Origin of the sequence: Streptomyces sp. NPDC005374, from assembly GCF_042872225.1 — a bacterium.
Lineage (GTDB): Bacteria > Actinomycetota > Actinomycetes > Streptomycetales > Streptomycetaceae > Streptomyces.
In genome coordinates this window covers 139,845-154,288 of record NZ_JBIAKA010000018.1, presented here as the reverse complement: position 1 = coordinate 154,288, position 14,444 = coordinate 139,845, and the positions used below count along the sequence as shown (strand labels likewise).

The following is a 14,444-nucleotide window of genomic DNA, read 5'->3' as shown; positions in this document are numbered from 1 at the left end:
CTTCCGTACGAGGTCGTGAGGCATTTTAACGAGGCAGGCTCGGAGGCATCTTCGCAGGAGCAGCCTCCAGCGCCTCCAACGCTATCCGCACCGCCTCGTCGAGCTGTGTGTCCCTCCCCGCCGCGTGGTCCTGCGGCCTTTGTACGACCTCCACGTCGGGGTCGACGCCGTGGTTCTCGACGCCCCACCCGTAACCCTCCAGCCAGAACGCGTACTTGGGCTGGGTGATCAGCGTGCCGTCGACCAGGCGGTAGCGGCTGTCGATGCCGATGACGCCGCCCCAGGTACGCGTTCCCACGACCGGGCCGATGCCCAGCGCCTTGATCGCCGCGTTGACGATGTCGCCGTCCGAGCCCGAGAACTCGTTGGCGACGGCGACCACGGGGCCCCTCGGCGCGTCCCGCGGATAGCTGGTGGCCCGCATTCCGCGCGGCAGCGCCCAGCCGACGATCCTGCGGGCCAGCTTCTCGACGACCAGCTGGGAGGTGTGCCCGCCGCGGTTCTCGCGGACATCGACCACGAGTCCCTCGCGGGCCACCTCGACGCGCAGGTCGCGGTGGATCTGGGCCCAGCCCGGAGCCTGCATGTCCGGGACGTGCAGATACCCCAGCCGGCCGCCGGACTTCTCGTGGACGTAGGCCCGCCGGTCGGCGACCCACGCGTGGTAGCGCAGCGGCTCCTCGTCGGAGATCGGTACGACGACGGCGTGCCGCAGGTCGCCGCCGCCGGACGGGGAGATGGTGAGCTCGACCGGCTTGCCCGCCGTGCCGACCAGGAGGGGGCCGGGACCGGTGACCGGGTCGACCGGGTGGCCGCCGACCGCGACGATCGCGTCCCCGGCCCGGACCGCGGCGCCGGGCGCGGCCAGCGGGGAGCGGGCGTCCGGGTCGGAGGTCTCGGTCGGCAGGATCCGGTCGATGCGCCACTGTGCCGATCCCTGCGGGCCGTCCTCGTGACGGGAGATGTCGGCACCGAGGAGCCCCTGGCGGGGGCCGTGGCCGTGGCCGCCGCGGGGGGTGACGTAGGCGTGGGAGGTGCCGAGTTCGCCGTGCACCTCCCAGAGGAGGTCGACCAGGTCGTCGTGGGTGGCGAGACGGTCCAGGACCGGGCGGTAGCGGTCGAGGACGCCGTTCCAGTCGACGCCGCTCATGTCGGGACGCCAGAACTGGTCCCGCATGATGCGGCCGGTCTCCTCGAACATCTGCCGCCACTCGGCCGACGGGTCGGCGGTCTGCCGGATCCTGCCGAGGTCGACGGTGATGTTCGTGTCGCTGTCGTCGTCGGAGGCGGCACGGCGGTCGCTCGGTACGACCTTCAGGCGGCCGTCGGTCCACAGCAGGACGCGCTTGCCGTCGCCGCTGACGGCGAAGTGGTCGGCGTCGGCGGCGAGGTGTTCGATGCGCTGCTGGGCGAGGTCGTAGCGCTGGAGGTCGGTCTTGGGGTCGGGGTCGTCGGGGGTGGCCCGGGAGGAGCCGAGGACGCCCTGGACGGGGTGGCGCAGCCACAGGACGCCGTCCTTGGCCGCGCGCAGGTTGGAGTAGCGGCCGGCCTCCACCGGGAAGGGCACGATCCGGTCGGCGAGGCCTTCGAGGTCGATGCGGGTGGCCGGAGTCCCCTCGCTGTCCGGGGTCTCGTCCTTGTCGGGGGCCTCGAAGGGGAGGCCGTGCCGCTGCGGGCCGAAGGGGGACGGGGTGGTCGCGGCCAGGGTGATCAGGTGCGGGCGGTCGCCGACCACGAAGGCGAGGTCGAAGACGTGCTCGTCGTAGACCGGGTCGAAGGCGCGGTTGGAGAGGAAGGCCAGGTGCTTGCCGTCGAGGGTGAAGGCGGGGGCGTAGTCCTGGAAGCGCAGCGGGGTGGCCTCGGTGACCGAGAGGTCGGTGGTGTTGGCGAGCCTCAGCTGGGAGAGCGGGCCCGGGCCCGGGTGCGACCAGGCGAGCCACGTGGAGTCGGGCGAGAAGGTCAGCCCGCGTACGTCGCCGTCCTCGCTGCGGTCGACCTCGCGGACCTCGCCGGTCTCCCGCTCGACGAGCAGGACACGGCCGTCGTGGGCGGCGACCGCGGCCCTGCTGCCGTCGGGGGCCATCGCGAGGCCGAGGACGCGGCCGAGCTGTCCGGCGGCGAGGCGGCGCGGGGTGGCGCCCGGCGCGAGGCCGGTGGCGGGCGCGAACTCCAGGGCGTCGTCGCCCTCCGCGTCCGTCACCCACACCACCCACTCCTCGCCCTCCGTGCGGAAGGTGCGCGGCAGCCGGGCCCGGACGCCGGGTTCGACGGCGAGCGCGCGGGCCGGGCCGGAGCGGTGGGTGACCCAGTGGACGGCTCCGCGCACGGCGACCGCGCTGCCGCGCGCGGTGTGGTCGGGGGCGGCGGATCCGAACCAGTGGGCGGCGTTCACCGGGAACGGCTGCCGGTCGGCACGCTGGCCGCCCACCCGGACGTCCAGGCGGCGCGGTTCGGCGCCGTCCAGGTCGTCGAGGATCCACAGCTCGCCGGCGGAGGCGTAGACGATCCGGGTGCCGTCACCGGAGGCGTGCCGGGCGTAGTAGCCGTCGAGAGGCGTGTGCCGGCGCAGGTCGGAGCCGTCGGCGAGGGAGGAGTAGACGGCTCCGGTGCCCTCGTGGTCGGAGAGGAAGGCGATCCGGTCCCCCACCCACTCGGGGTACTCCAGGTTTCCGTCCAGGTCGTCGTGCAGCCGCACGAACTCGCCGTCACCGTCCCGGTCGATCCACAGCTTGCCCGCCGTGCCACCCCGGTACCGCTTCCACCAGGCGGCCTCGCGTCCCATGGGCGCGGACAGCAGCACGGTCGCCGGGCCGTGGGCGACATGGCCGACCGGTCCGTAGGGCAGGACGGTGCCGGGTCCGCCGTCGAGCGGGAGGGCGTGCGCCCAGCTCCGGCGCAGGCTCGCCTGGCCGTGGGTGGTGATCGCGAGGACCTCTCCGTCCGGGGTCCAGCCGCGCACCTGGGTGCGGATACTGCCCCAGTGGGTCAGCCTCCTGACCGGTCCGCCGTCGACCGGGGCGATGTGCACCTCGGGGGCGCCGTCGCGGGTGGAGGTCCAGGCGACGGTGGTGCCGTCGGGCGAGATACGGGGGTGGGTGACCGGCACGTTGTCCGGGCTGACCCGCCAGGCGCGCCCGCCGTCGAGCGGCGCGAGCCACACGTCGTCCTCGGCGGTGAAGGCGACCAACTCGCCCCGCAGATGCGGAAACCGGAGATATGCAGACGTCGCAGGCTGTGTCACCCGATCACCCTATGCACGGGCGGTCCCCGTGCACAGAGGTTTCGATCACTTGCCGTCGGGCCAGCACTGCGGGTCCTTCTGGCACCAGATGGTCTTCGTGACGGTCACCGTGACCGTGGGGCCGGGCCGCCCCGGGTTGTTGACCGGCGGCGTGGGTGTCGCGGTGCAGTCGCCGAGTCCGTCCACGTGGAACCACTGCCTGCCGCCCACCGTCGCGGTGAGGTTCCCGCGCACGCACGCGCCGCTGACGGTCCGGGTCACCTTGCCCTTGACGGTGATGTCCTTGCCGTCCCGTGTCTTCCCGTCGCAGTCGACGGTGGCGACCGTGTTCACCGTGGCGCTCGGCGTCCGGTCCCCGTCGTCGTACGAGGCCGTGCAGGTCAGCCAACTCACGTCGGCCTTCTGCCGGTTCAGCTCCTTGGTGACCAGCTGGTCGGTGGTGTAGGAGACCGTCGCGGAGCTGACCACACCGGTCGGATCACAGGCGGCGACCCCGCCCACGGCCAGTACGGCACCCCCGACCACGCCCGCCACTCGCACCCCGCGCGGCCGACGCCCGTTCCGTCTCAACGCCACCATGAAGGGCAGCCTGCCACCGCGCACCGTCCGACGGTAGGGCGCATACGGTCATTGCGCGCGCCGGTTGCGAGTGACCCGGCGTCGACGTGGCCGCGTACCCCCAGACGGCCTGCGTGCCGCGAACCGGCGACGAGAAGTACCGTCAGCCGCGCAGCAGCAGCCACTCCTGAAGTTCCACCAGGTTGCCCTCCGGGTCCTTGAGGTGGGCGACCCGCATACGGTCCGTCATGGCGGCCGGGCCGTGCAGCAGGACGGCTCCACGACCGGTGATCTGCTCGCAGTACGCGTCCAGTTCGTCCACACGCAGCACCACCAGGGAGCGGTGGCCGGTGGCCGTGTCGCCCAGTTCACCGAGGACCTCCGCCATCATCGACCGGTCCTGGAGGGCGATGCCCGCGGAGCCGGTGGCGGGGCTGAACTTCTCGTACGGTCCGCCCACCGCCCCCGACTGGGGCTTGAGACCGAGGACTTCGGCGTAGAAGTGGTAACAGGCGGCGAAGTCGCTGACGAGCAGACGGACCTGGGCGAGTTCCACGGTGTTCCTCTCGGCTCAGGACCAGCGGCCGGTACGGCCAAGGACCAGGGCCGCGGCCGCCGTCCCGGCGGTAGATGTCCGCAACACGGTAGGCCCGAGGACACAGGCCCGCGCACCGGCCTCCTGGAAGAGCGCCAACTCGTCCTTGGCGACACCCCCTTCGGGGCCGACGACCAGCACGATCTCACCTTCCTCGGGGAGTTCGGCGGTGGCCAGCGGCCACCTGCCATGGTCGAAGTCGGAGTGCAGCACGGCGGCGAAGTCGGCTTCGGCCAGAAGTGAGGCAACCTGTTTCGTGGTCGCCGCGTCCGCGATCTCGGGGAAACGGATCCGCCGGGACTGCTTGCCGGCCTCGCGGGCGGTGGCCCGCCACTTGCCGAGCGCCTTCAGTCCCCGCTCGCCCCTCCACTGGGTGATGCAGCGGGCCGCCTGCCAGGGCACGATGGCGTCGACGCCGACCTCGGTCATGGTCTCCACGGCCAGCTCGCCGCGGTCGCCCTTGGGGAGGGCCTGGACGACGGTGATGCGGGGCTGTGGAGGGGGTTCCTCCTCGGACACCGAGTCCAGCTGCACGATCAGCCGGTCCTTGCCCTCGGTGCCGAGCACCACGCAGTCGGCCCAGCGCCCGGCCCCGTCGGTGAGGATGACGTCCTCGCCGGGCTGGAGCCGCTTCACGGAGACGGCGTGACGCCCTTCGGGGCCGTCGAGGACATACCGTCCGCCGCTCCCCGGCTCGCTCTGCTGGACGAAGCGCTCGACGACGAACACCGGTCGGGTCATCGCTGTTCTCCCTTGGCCGACAACGCTGTCCGACTGTCCGCGAGTTCGGCCGCGAGGAGCTCCACGAGCTGTCCCGCGGGCAGCTCGCGTGCCAACCGGTGACCCTGTCCCGCCCACAGCGCCATGCCCTGCGGGTCCTTGGCCTTGGCGGCGGCCTTGCGCAGGGGCGCGGTGAGGTGGTGGATCTCCGGGTAGGCGGCGGGGGCGTAGGGGCCGTGCTCGCGCACGAAGCGGTTGACCAGGCCGCGGGCGGGGCGGCCGGAGAAGGCGCGGGTCAACTCGGTGCGGACGTAGAGGGGGTTGGTCAGCGCCCGCTTGTGCACGTCGTGGGCGCCGGACTCGTGCGTGGCGAGGAACGCCGTGCCGAGCTGGGCCGCGTCGGCTCCGGCGGCGAGGACGGCGGCGATCTGGCTGCCGCGCATGATGCCGCCGGCGGCCACGATCGGCAGGGCCACGGTCTCGCGGATCTGTGCGACGAGGGTCAGGAGACCGAGACCTGAGCCGTCCTGCTCGGGTATGTCCCGGTGGGTGCCCTGGTGCCCGCCGGCCTCCACGCCCTGGGCGATCACGGCGTCGGCGCCCGCGTACTGCACGGCGAGGGCCTCTTCGGGGCTGGTCGCGGTGACAAGGGTGAAGGTACCGGCCCGGCGCAGCGACTCCAGGACCTCGCCGCTCGGGATGCCGAAGTGGAAGGAGGCCACCTTCACCGGGTTGTCCAGCAGGACGGCGAGCTTGGCGTCGTAGCCGTCGTCACGTCCGCTGTCGGGGTCGCCGAGCTCGGTCTCGTACCAGGTGGCCTCACCGGCCAGCTGGTGGGCGTAGACCTCGACGGCGGCCGGGTCGGCGTACTCCGGCTGCGGCATGAAGAGGTTGACGCCGAAGGGACGTCCGGTGAGCCCCCGGATCTGCTTGATCTCCTGGTACATCCCGTCGGCCGTCTTGTGCCCGGCGGCGAGGAACCCCAGCCCGCCCGCATCGGACACGGCGGCGGCGAGCCGCGGCACGGAGACGCCGCCCGCCATGGGCGCCTGCACGATCGGATGAGGGAAGAGATCGGTCAGTGCGGAGGACATGACGGCATGTTGTCACGTCCTCCGGACAAGTCCGAATCCGCCCGCTGTCAGCCCGTCCGGCGTTCGAGGACGAGGCCCTTCGGGCCGATAGGGGGTCTGGGGCACAGCCCCAGGGACGGGACGGGAAGGGGCGGCGGGGGCGAGAAAAGTGTCTACCCGCCCCAGCAGCCCTCCCCACGGCTCACGTACGACCGTTGAAGGCATCCTTCAACCGGGAGAACAACCCTTGCTGCCCCGGCTGACTGTGCTCACCCGGGGGACAACCCCCGGACCCCCGGCAGCCCTCCCCACAGCTCACGTACGACCGTTGAACGCATCCTTCAACCGGGAGAACAACCCCTGCTGCCCCGGCTGGAACTGACCCGTGGGGCGCTCCTCGCCGCGCAGTTTGGCCAGTTCGCGCAGCAGTCGTTCCTGCTCGGGGTCGAGCTTCGTCGGGGTCTGCACCTCGACGTGGACGATGAGGTCACCGCGTCCGCCACCGCGGAGGTGGGTGACGCCCCGGGTGTGCAGCGGGATCGACTGGCCGGACTGGGTGCCGGGCCGGATGTCGACCTCCTCCATGCCGTCCAGCGTCTCCAGCGGCACCTTCGTGCCGAGGCATGCCGCCGTCATCGGGATCGTCACCGTGCAGTGCAGGTCGTCGCCGCGCCGCTGGAACGTCGAGTGCGGCAGCTCGTGGATCTCGACGTACAGGTCGCCGGCGGGACCGCCGCCGGGGCCGACCTCGCCCTCACCCGCGAGCTGGATCCGCGTGCCGTTGTCGACGCCGGCCGGGATCTTGACGGTCAGCGTGCGACGCGAGCGGACCCTGCCGTCGCCCGCGCACTCCGGGCAGGGAGTGGGGACCACGGTGCCGAAGCCCTGGCACTGCGGGCACGGGCGCGAGGTCATGACCTGGCCGAGGAAGGACCGCGTCACCTGCGACACCTCACCGCGGCCGCGGCACATGTCACAGGTCTGCGCGGAGGTTCCCGGCGCCGCTCCCTCACCACTGCAGGTGGTGCAGACGATCGCCGTGTCGACCTGGATGTCCTTCGTCGTACCGAAGGCCGCCTCGTCGAGCTCGATCTCCAGCCGGATCATGGCGTCCTGGCCGCGCCGGGTCCGCGAGCGCGGCCCCCGCTGTGAGGCCGTACCGAAGAACGCGTCCATGATGTCCGAGAAGTTCCCGAACCCACCGGCCCCGAAGCCGCCCGCGCCACCGCCGCCGGCCTGCGAGAGCGGGTCGCCGCCGAGGTCGTAGACCTGCTTCTTCTGCGGGTCCGAGAGCACCTCGTAGGCGGCGTTGATCTCCTTGAACCGCTCCTGGGTCTTCGGATCCGGGTTGACGTCCGGGTGCAGCTCGCGAGCGAGCCGACGGAACGCCTTCTTGATCTCTTCCTGCGACGCGTCGCGGCGCACGCCGAGAACGGCGTAGTAGTCCGTGGCCACTTACGACTCCGCCAGGATCTGTCCGACGTACCGTGCCACTGCGCGTACCGCTCCCATCGTTCCCGGGTAATCCATGCGGGTCGGTCCGACCACGCCGAGCTTGGCGACTGCCTCGTTGCTGCCCGAACCGTAACCGACCGACACCACTGAAGTGGAGTTGAGTCCCTCGTAGGCGTTCTCGTGACCAATACGTACGGTCATGCCCGAATCACCGGCCTCACCAAGGAGTTTGAGGAGGACGACCTGCTCCTCCAGAGCCTCCAGAACGGGCCGGATGGTGAGGGGAAAGTCATGTCCGAAGCGGGTGAGATTGGCGGTGCCGCCGATCATCAGCCGCTCCTCGTTCTCCTCGACGAGCGTCTCCAGGAGGGTGGAGAGCACCGTGGTGACGGTACCCCGGTCCTCGACGTCGAACCCCTCCGGCAGGTCCTCGACCAGCCGGGGCACATCGGCGAACCGCCGCCCCGCGATCCGGCTGTTGAGCCGCGCCCGAAGGTCGGCGAGCGAGGCCTCCCCGAAGGGCGCCGGGCAGTCGACCATGCGCTGCTCGACCCGGCCGGTGTCCGTGATCAGCACGAGCATCACGCGCGCGGGGGCGAGCGAGAGCAGTTCCACGTGCCGCACGGTCGAGCGGGTCAGTGAGGGGTACTGCACGACGGCGACCTGCCGTGTGAGCTGCGCGAGCAGCCGCACGGTCCGGGCCACGACGTCGTCGAGGTCCACGGCGCCGTCGAGGAAGTTCTGGATCGCGCGCCGCTCCGGCCCGGTCATCGGCTTGACGCCGGCCAGCTTGTCGACGAAAAGGCGGTACCCCTTGTCCGTGGGGATCCGCCCGGCACTGGTGTGCGGCTGGGCGATGAACCCCTCGTCCTCCAGGGCCGCCATGTCGTTGCGGACGGTCGCCGGGGACACTCCGAGGTTGTGCCGCTCGGTCAGGGCCTTGGACCCGACCGGCTCCTCGGTTCCGACGTAGTCCTGGACGATGGCGCGCAGCACCTGGAGTCTGCGTTCACTCAGCACCGCGCACACCTCCAGTAGTCGTTCCCTGTCGCCTCGCCTGGCACTCTGTCCGTCCGAGTGCCAGCGCTCCCGGGCCAGTGTACGGCGGTGGGGTACTCCGAGGGCAAGGCTGGTCCCGGCGTGACGGGTTGTACGGCTAGCGTCGCCGTATGACGGTGACTTGGGAAGAGCTCGGGTGGGAGCGGGTCGCGGCCGGGGTGGGGCGGTGCCGGCTGCCCGGCTGGGACTGCACGGCGGGCCTGGTGATCGGCGAGGGCACGGCCCTGCTGATCGATTCCGGCTCGAGCCTCACGGAGGGTGTCCGTCTGCGGGCGCAGGCCGAGGAACTCGCCGGTCACCGTGTGACCCATCTCGCGCTCACCCACCCCCACTTCGACCATGTCTTCGGCGCGGCGGCGTTCGCCGGGGTGGAGGTGTTCGGCGCGGTGGGCGTGGAGACAGTGCTGGCGGGGCGCCTGGGCCGCGCGGAACTGCGGGCGGACGCGGTGCGCAACGGCCTGGACTCCTCGTCGGCCGACGAGGCCGTGGACGCGCTCGTCTCCCCCCGGCATCACGTCTCCGGTGAGTGGACGCTCGACATGGGCGGCGGCCGGCAGGTCCTGCTGGCGAACGTGGGCCCCGGCCACACCGCCCACGACCTCGCGGTCCTCGTCCCCGGTTCACCGGAGGTGGTTTTCTGCGGCGACCTGGTCGAGGAGTCGGGTGAACCGCAGGCGGGTCCGGACGCCGTACCGCCTCGCTGGCCCGCCGCGCTGGACCGGCTGCTGGAGCTGGGCGGCGAGGACGCGCTGTACGTGCCCGGTCACGGAGCGGTGGTGGACGCGGCGTTCGTACGGTCCCAGCGGGACGCGCTGGCGGCACGCTTCGGCGTGTCGTGAGGACTCCGGTGCCGCTTCTCCTATCGTCATCCGAATGCGCCAGTACTCCGCCGACCTGACCCCTCCGTGGAAGAAGTCCAAGCCGGTGCCGGAGGTGCCCGCCGAGCCCGGTCTGGTGGTCGAGGAGCCGGGCACCGGTTTCTGCGGCGCGGTGATCCGCTGCGAGGCGGGCACGGTGACCCTGGAGGACCGCTTCGGCAAGCACCGGGTGTTCCCGCTGGAGCCCCGCGGTTTCCTGCTGGAGGGCCGGGTGGTGACGCTGGTCCGGCCGGCGGCAGCGGCTCCGGTACGACCCTCACGGACCGCCTCCGGGTCGGTCGCCGTGCCCGGCGCACGCGCACGCGTGGCCCGCGCCGGACGGATCTACGTCGAGGGCCGCCACGACGCGGAACTGGTGGAGAAGGTCTGGGGCGACGACCTGCGCATCGAGGGCGTGGTCGTGGAGTACCTGGAGGGCGTGGACGACCTTCCGGCGATCGTGGCCGAGTTCGCACCGGGTCCGGACGCCCGGCTGGGCGTGCTGGTGGACCATCTGGTGCCGGGCAGCAAGGAGTCACGTATCGCGGCGTCGGTGACCAGCGAACACGCGCTGGTCGTCGGCCACCCGTACATCGACATCTGGGAGGCGGTGAAGCCGTCGTCCCTGGGCATCGAGGCGTGGCCACGGGTACCGCACGGCCAGGACTGGAAGACGGGCGTGTGCCGGGCGCTGGGCTGGCCGTCGGAGAACACGGGCGCGGTGTGGCAGGCGATTCTGAAGCGGGTGGGGTCTTACAGGGACCTGGAGCCGGAGCTGCTGGGGCGGGTGGAGGAGCTGATCGACTTCGTCACGGATAGCGGTGGGGTTTGACGCCGGGGAACGTTCCGAACTCACTGGTGTCCATTTCGAGCCCCAGTTCCTCCAACGGCAGCGATGCCCCGAACTTGGTGAGCTGCTGACGCTGGTAGTCGGCGTTCTCACCCTTTCCGGCTGGCCTCGTCAGCAGCACGCACTGCGCCATGATCGGGTCGACGATGAGGTAGGCGGGCACCATGCCGGCAGCGTAGATCGAGCGCTTGATTTCATAGTCTCGCTGGACGCTGGTCTTGGAAACGACCTCGACGACCATCGTGATCAGACGACACGGCAACAGACGTCCCGAGGCAGGCATGACTTCGCGCTCAAGGACCACCAGGTCCGGTACCGGCTCACTGGCCTCGTCGAGGATGTCGACATCCTGGGTCTGCAATCGCGACCACCGCTTACGCGGGATCTGGTCCAGCACATCCTCGATGATCATGTTGTGCACAAGATCAGGGCTGGCCATCATCACGATTTCCCCCCGGAGAAGCTCGACCTTGACGCCCTCGGGAGGCTCAAGCTCCTCGAAGTACTTGGTCATCCCACGCTCGTCCACAGCGGTCATCTCCGTGGCCCTCCACATCCGCCGCGTACTTTTAACGGCAGCCTACGAACCAGGTTAGGGACCGAACCGGCGTTCCGCACCGATTCACTCCGCCGAGTGATCAATCCACCAGATCCCGCACCACCGCGTCCGCCAGCAGCCGCCCCCGCAACGTCAGCACGGCCCGCCCCTCCTCGTACGGCGCGCCCTTGAGCAGCCCCTCCCCCAGCGCCCGTCGGGAAGCCGCCAGCCCCTCCTCCCGCAGCAGCGACAACGGCACCCCCTCCACCAACCGCAGCTCCAGCAGGATCCGCTCGACCCGCCGGTCCTCGTCGGAGAGCAGTTCCCGCCCCGCGCCCGGGGACCGCCCCGCAGCCAGCGCCCCCGCATACGCCCCGGGGTGTTTCACGTTCCACCACCGCACCCCGCCCACGTGCGAGTGCGCCCCTGGCCCGGCGCCCCACCAGTCGGCCCCGCGCCAGTACAACTCGTTGTGCAGGCACCGGCCCGCGTCCGAGGTGGCCCAGTTGGACACCTCGTACCAGTCGAACCCGGCGCCCGACAGCACGTCCTCCGCGATCAGGTAGCGGTCCGCGTGGACGTCGTCGTCGGTCATCGGGACCTCGCCCCGGCGGATGCGACGAGCCAGCTGGGTGCCCTCCTCGACGATCAGGGCGTACGCCGAGACGTGATCCGGTCCGGCCCCGATCGCCGACTCGAGGGAGGCCCGCCAGTCGTCGTCGGACTCCCCCGGGGTGCCGTAGATCAGGTCCAGGTTCACGTGGTCGAAGCCCGCCGCCCGGGCCTCCGCCACGCACGCCTCGGGCCGCCCCGGCGTGTGGGTACGGTCCAGCACCTTCAGCACATGCTGCTTCGCGCTCTGCATCCCGAAGGACACCCGGTTGAAGCCGCCCTCCCGCAGGGCGGACAGGTACGCCGGGTCCACCGACTCCGGGTTCGCCTCGGTCGTCACCTCCGCGTCCGGCGCGAGCCCGAACTCGTCGCGGACCGCCCCCAGCATCCGTACGAGGTCCCCGGCGGCAAGCAAGGTCGGCGTACCGCCGCCCACGAACACCGTGCGGACCGGGCGCGGATCGTCGCCGAGGACCTTGCGGGCGAGCCGGATCTCGTCGATCAGGGTGTCCGCGTAGTTGTCACGGGAGGCCAGCACCCCGCCCGAACCGCGCAACTCGGTCGCGGTGTAGGTGTTGAAGTCGCAGTAGCCGCAGCGGGTCGCGCAGTACGGGACGTGCAGATAGAAACCGAGGGGGCGGTCGGCGGACCCGGTGAGCGCGGACGCGGGGAGCGAGCCGTCGTCGGGAACGGGTTCACCGTCGGGGAGTGCGGAAGGCATGCCTTCCATTGTCCAGCACCCCGGCGGGGACCTACTCCGCCTGCAGCACGAGCAGTGCCAGATCGTCCTCCGGCGGCCGCGCCCCGAACTCGTGCACCAGCCGTCTGATCCGCTCCGCGATCAGCTCGGCGCCCAGCCCCGCGCACCCCGCCAGTGCCTGGGCGAGCCCGTCCTCGTCGTCGAACTGCCGGGGGCCGCTGCGCCGCTCGGTCACGCCGTCGGTGACGCACAGCAGGCTGTCGCCGGGGCGCAGTTCGAAGGTCTCACTGGTGTACGTCTCGTCCTCGATGACCCCGATGAGGGTCTGCGGCCGAGCGACCGTACGGACCTTGCCGTCGGCCCCGAGCAGCAGGGGCAGCGGGTGTCCGGCGGAGGCGAGGGTGCAGCGCACTCCGCCGTCGAAGGGCACGAGCTCGCCGTGGAGGAGGGACAGGAAGCGGGTCTGGGGGCCGTCCGCGGGGCCCGCGGGGCGTCCGCCCGCGGCGGCCAGGGCCCGCGCCGCCGCGTCCGCGACCTCCGTCGCGTCGTCGAGGAGCAGCTGGTTGAGGCGGTCCAGGACGTCGGCGACGCGGTACCCCTCGCGGGCCAGCAGCCGCAGCCAGGGCCGGGCAAGACCGATGACCACGGCGGCCTCGGGACCCTTGCCCTGCACGTCGCCGAGGGCGAAGCACCAGCGGCCGTCGCCGGCCGGGAAGAGGTCGTAGAAGTCGCCGCTGGGCCCGCCCTTGTCGCACGGCTCGTACACCAGGGCGCTGCGCACCCCGGGGATCTCGGCGACCGCGCCGGGCAGCAGACCGCGCTGGAGCACCGCGCTGATGGTGGCCTGCCGGGCGTACTGGCGGGCCGCGCCGATGGCGAGCGCCACCCGGCGGCTGAGGTCTTCGACGAGCCCGGTGATCTCGTCGGGGAAGGACAGCAGCCCGGCCCGGCCGATGACCAGGGTGCCCAGCGGGCGGCCGCCGGCGGTGAGGCGGTAGGCGAGCGCGGAGCCGTGGGTACCGTGCGGGCCGAGCGCCTCTCCGGGCCAGGGAAAGGGCGCGGGTCCGGGGCAGTGCGTGCCCGAAGGTCCCGGCGGCACCTTCTCCAGGGCGCGCCGCAGGTCCTCGATCCGGTTCTCGGTGCCGTGCCATACCCGGGCCAGCCGGGGTCCGGGTACTCCGCCCTCGCCCCAGCCCGCCCCGTTCCCGGACTCCGACTCGCCGGTGCGGGGGGAGCCCCAGCGTCCGGCGACCTCGTCCTCCAGCCACACCGCGCACCAGTCGGCCAGCCGCGGCACGATCAGCTGGCCGGCGAGCGCGGCGACGAGGTTCTCGTCGAGCTGCCCGGCGAGCAGGTCGGAGGCCTCGGCGAGGAAGGACAGGGCGCCGCGGTTGAGCCAGTCCCGGTCCTGCTCGCCGCGGGAGGCGGGCGTCTGGGGCGGGACCGGTCCCTGGGGCGGCTCCGGGGCGAGTTTCCCGGCGATCCGCAGCCCCCGTTCGTGCACGCCCTCCGGCTCTCCTTCGTGCACGCCCCCCGGCTCCCGTTCGTGAACGCCCTCGGGCTCCCGTTCCTGCGCGGCTTCCCCGGCGTACGCCTGGATTCCGTCGAGGGCCTCCTTGCCGCCGGCCGGCAACTGCGCCCACACCGTCTTGGCGCCCGTGCGGTAGGTGACGCCCCAGGACTCGGCGAGGGCGGCGACCAGGCGCAGTCCGCGCCCGTACTCCGGTATGCCGTACCACGCCTCGGGGTCACCGTCGTGCGGCGCGCGCGAGGGATGGTGGTCGAGGACTTCGATGACGAGGGCGCCGGTGTGCGCCTCCAGGCGGCAGTCCAGCTCGACGTCGGTGCCCGCGTGCACGACGGCGTTGGTGACGAGCTCGCTCACGACGACCACGGCGTCGTCGACCTGCCGGTCGGTGAGGAACTCGGTGCCTGGCAGGGCGAGTTCGGCCCACTCGGCGATCGTGGCCCGTAACAGGGCCCGGGCCGAGGCCGGCGCGAACGGACTGCCGGGGAGGGTGGCCTGGGCGTGCGCCGGAGCGTACGGGAGCGCGCCGTCACCGGGCCCCGGCGCGACGGACGCACGGGCAACACACTCCCGTTGCACCGGAATGGCCCCCATGGCCGTCTCCCCGAGCAGTTCGGACGAATACGCCTCAGTCGATGCGGACAGAGTGACAGACTGG

The 14,444-nt window shown here is 71.9% G+C and carries 12 protein-coding genes; 2 read left to right on the top strand and 10 right to left on the bottom strand.

Annotated features, from left to right (window positions below; all coding sequences use genetic code 11):
- Nucleotides 1-25: 25 nt before the first annotated feature.
- From ACFYRX_RS36735 to hrcA, 7 genes are all read right to left on the bottom strand, one after another.
- Nucleotides 26-3,241: a S41 family peptidase gene (locus ACFYRX_RS36735; protein ID WP_389109616.1), complete on the bottom strand. Its 3,216-nt coding sequence runs from the start codon at nt 3,239-3,241 to the stop codon at nt 26-28.
- Nucleotides 3,242-3,286: 45 nt separating this feature from the next.
- On the bottom strand, nt 3,287-3,820 hold the full coding sequence (locus ACFYRX_RS36730; protein WP_389109862.1) for a hypothetical protein: 534 nt from the start codon (nt 3,818-3,820) through the stop codon (nt 3,287-3,289).
- Between the two features lie 142 nt (nt 3,821-3,962).
- Entirely contained in the window at nt 3,963-4,355 is a 393-nt protein-coding gene (locus ACFYRX_RS36725; RefSeq protein ID WP_389109614.1) for a VOC family protein, read from the bottom strand.
- 15 nt (nt 4,356-4,370) lie between these two features.
- Nucleotides 4,371-5,135, bottom strand: a complete 765-nt coding sequence (locus ACFYRX_RS36720; RefSeq protein WP_389109611.1) for a 16S rRNA (uracil(1498)-N(3))-methyltransferase — start codon at nt 5,133-5,135, stop codon at nt 4,371-4,373.
- On the bottom strand, nt 5,132-6,208 hold the full coding sequence (locus ACFYRX_RS36715) for a nitronate monooxygenase (RefSeq protein WP_389109608.1): 1,077 nt from the start codon (nt 6,206-6,208) through the stop codon (nt 5,132-5,134). The genes ACFYRX_RS36720 and ACFYRX_RS36715 overlap by 4 nt, the downstream gene beginning before the upstream one ends.
- Nucleotides 6,209-6,502: 294 nt before the next feature.
- Nucleotides 6,503-7,642 (bottom strand): molecular chaperone DnaJ, encoded by a 1,140-nt coding sequence (dnaJ, locus tag ACFYRX_RS36710; protein ID WP_389109605.1) that lies wholly within the window; start codon nt 7,640-7,642, stop codon nt 6,503-6,505.
- On the bottom strand, nt 7,643-8,662 hold the full coding sequence (gene hrcA / locus ACFYRX_RS36705) for a heat-inducible transcriptional repressor HrcA (RefSeq protein ID WP_389109603.1): 1,020 nt from the start codon (nt 8,660-8,662) through the stop codon (nt 7,643-7,645). It lies immediately after the preceding gene.
- Between the two features lie 149 nt (nt 8,663-8,811).
- On the opposite strand from hrcA, the gene ACFYRX_RS36700 reads away from it, so the two are divergent.
- Complete coding sequence (locus ACFYRX_RS36700) at nt 8,812-9,540, top strand: MBL fold metallo-hydrolase (RefSeq protein WP_389109601.1); 729 nt, start codon at nt 8,812-8,814, stop codon at nt 9,538-9,540.
- A gap of 34 nt (nt 9,541-9,574) precedes the next feature.
- Nucleotides 9,575-10,390 carry a DUF3097 domain-containing protein gene (locus ACFYRX_RS36695; protein WP_389109598.1) on the top strand — a complete coding sequence of 272 codons (816 nt, stop codon included), beginning with the start codon at nt 9,575-9,577 and terminating at the stop codon, nt 10,388-10,390.
- Here the strand turns inward: ACFYRX_RS36695 and ACFYRX_RS36690 are convergent.
- From ACFYRX_RS36690 to ACFYRX_RS36680, 3 genes are all read right to left on the bottom strand, one after another.
- Nucleotides 10,368-10,946: a Uma2 family endonuclease gene (locus ACFYRX_RS36690; protein WP_389109597.1), complete on the bottom strand. Its 579-nt coding sequence runs from the start codon at nt 10,944-10,946 to the stop codon at nt 10,368-10,370. The genes ACFYRX_RS36695 and ACFYRX_RS36690 overlap by 23 nt on opposite strands.
- Before the next feature lie 100 nt (nt 10,947-11,046).
- Nucleotides 11,047-12,279, bottom strand: a complete 1,233-nt coding sequence (gene hemW / locus ACFYRX_RS36685) for a radical SAM family heme chaperone HemW (protein ID WP_389109594.1) — start codon at nt 12,277-12,279, stop codon at nt 11,047-11,049.
- A gap of 31 nt (nt 12,280-12,310) precedes the next feature.
- On the bottom strand, nt 12,311-14,380 hold the full coding sequence (locus ACFYRX_RS36680) for a SpoIIE family protein phosphatase (protein ID WP_389109591.1): 2,070 nt from the start codon (nt 14,378-14,380) through the stop codon (nt 12,311-12,313).
- Nucleotides 14,381-14,444 lie beyond the last annotated feature (64 nt).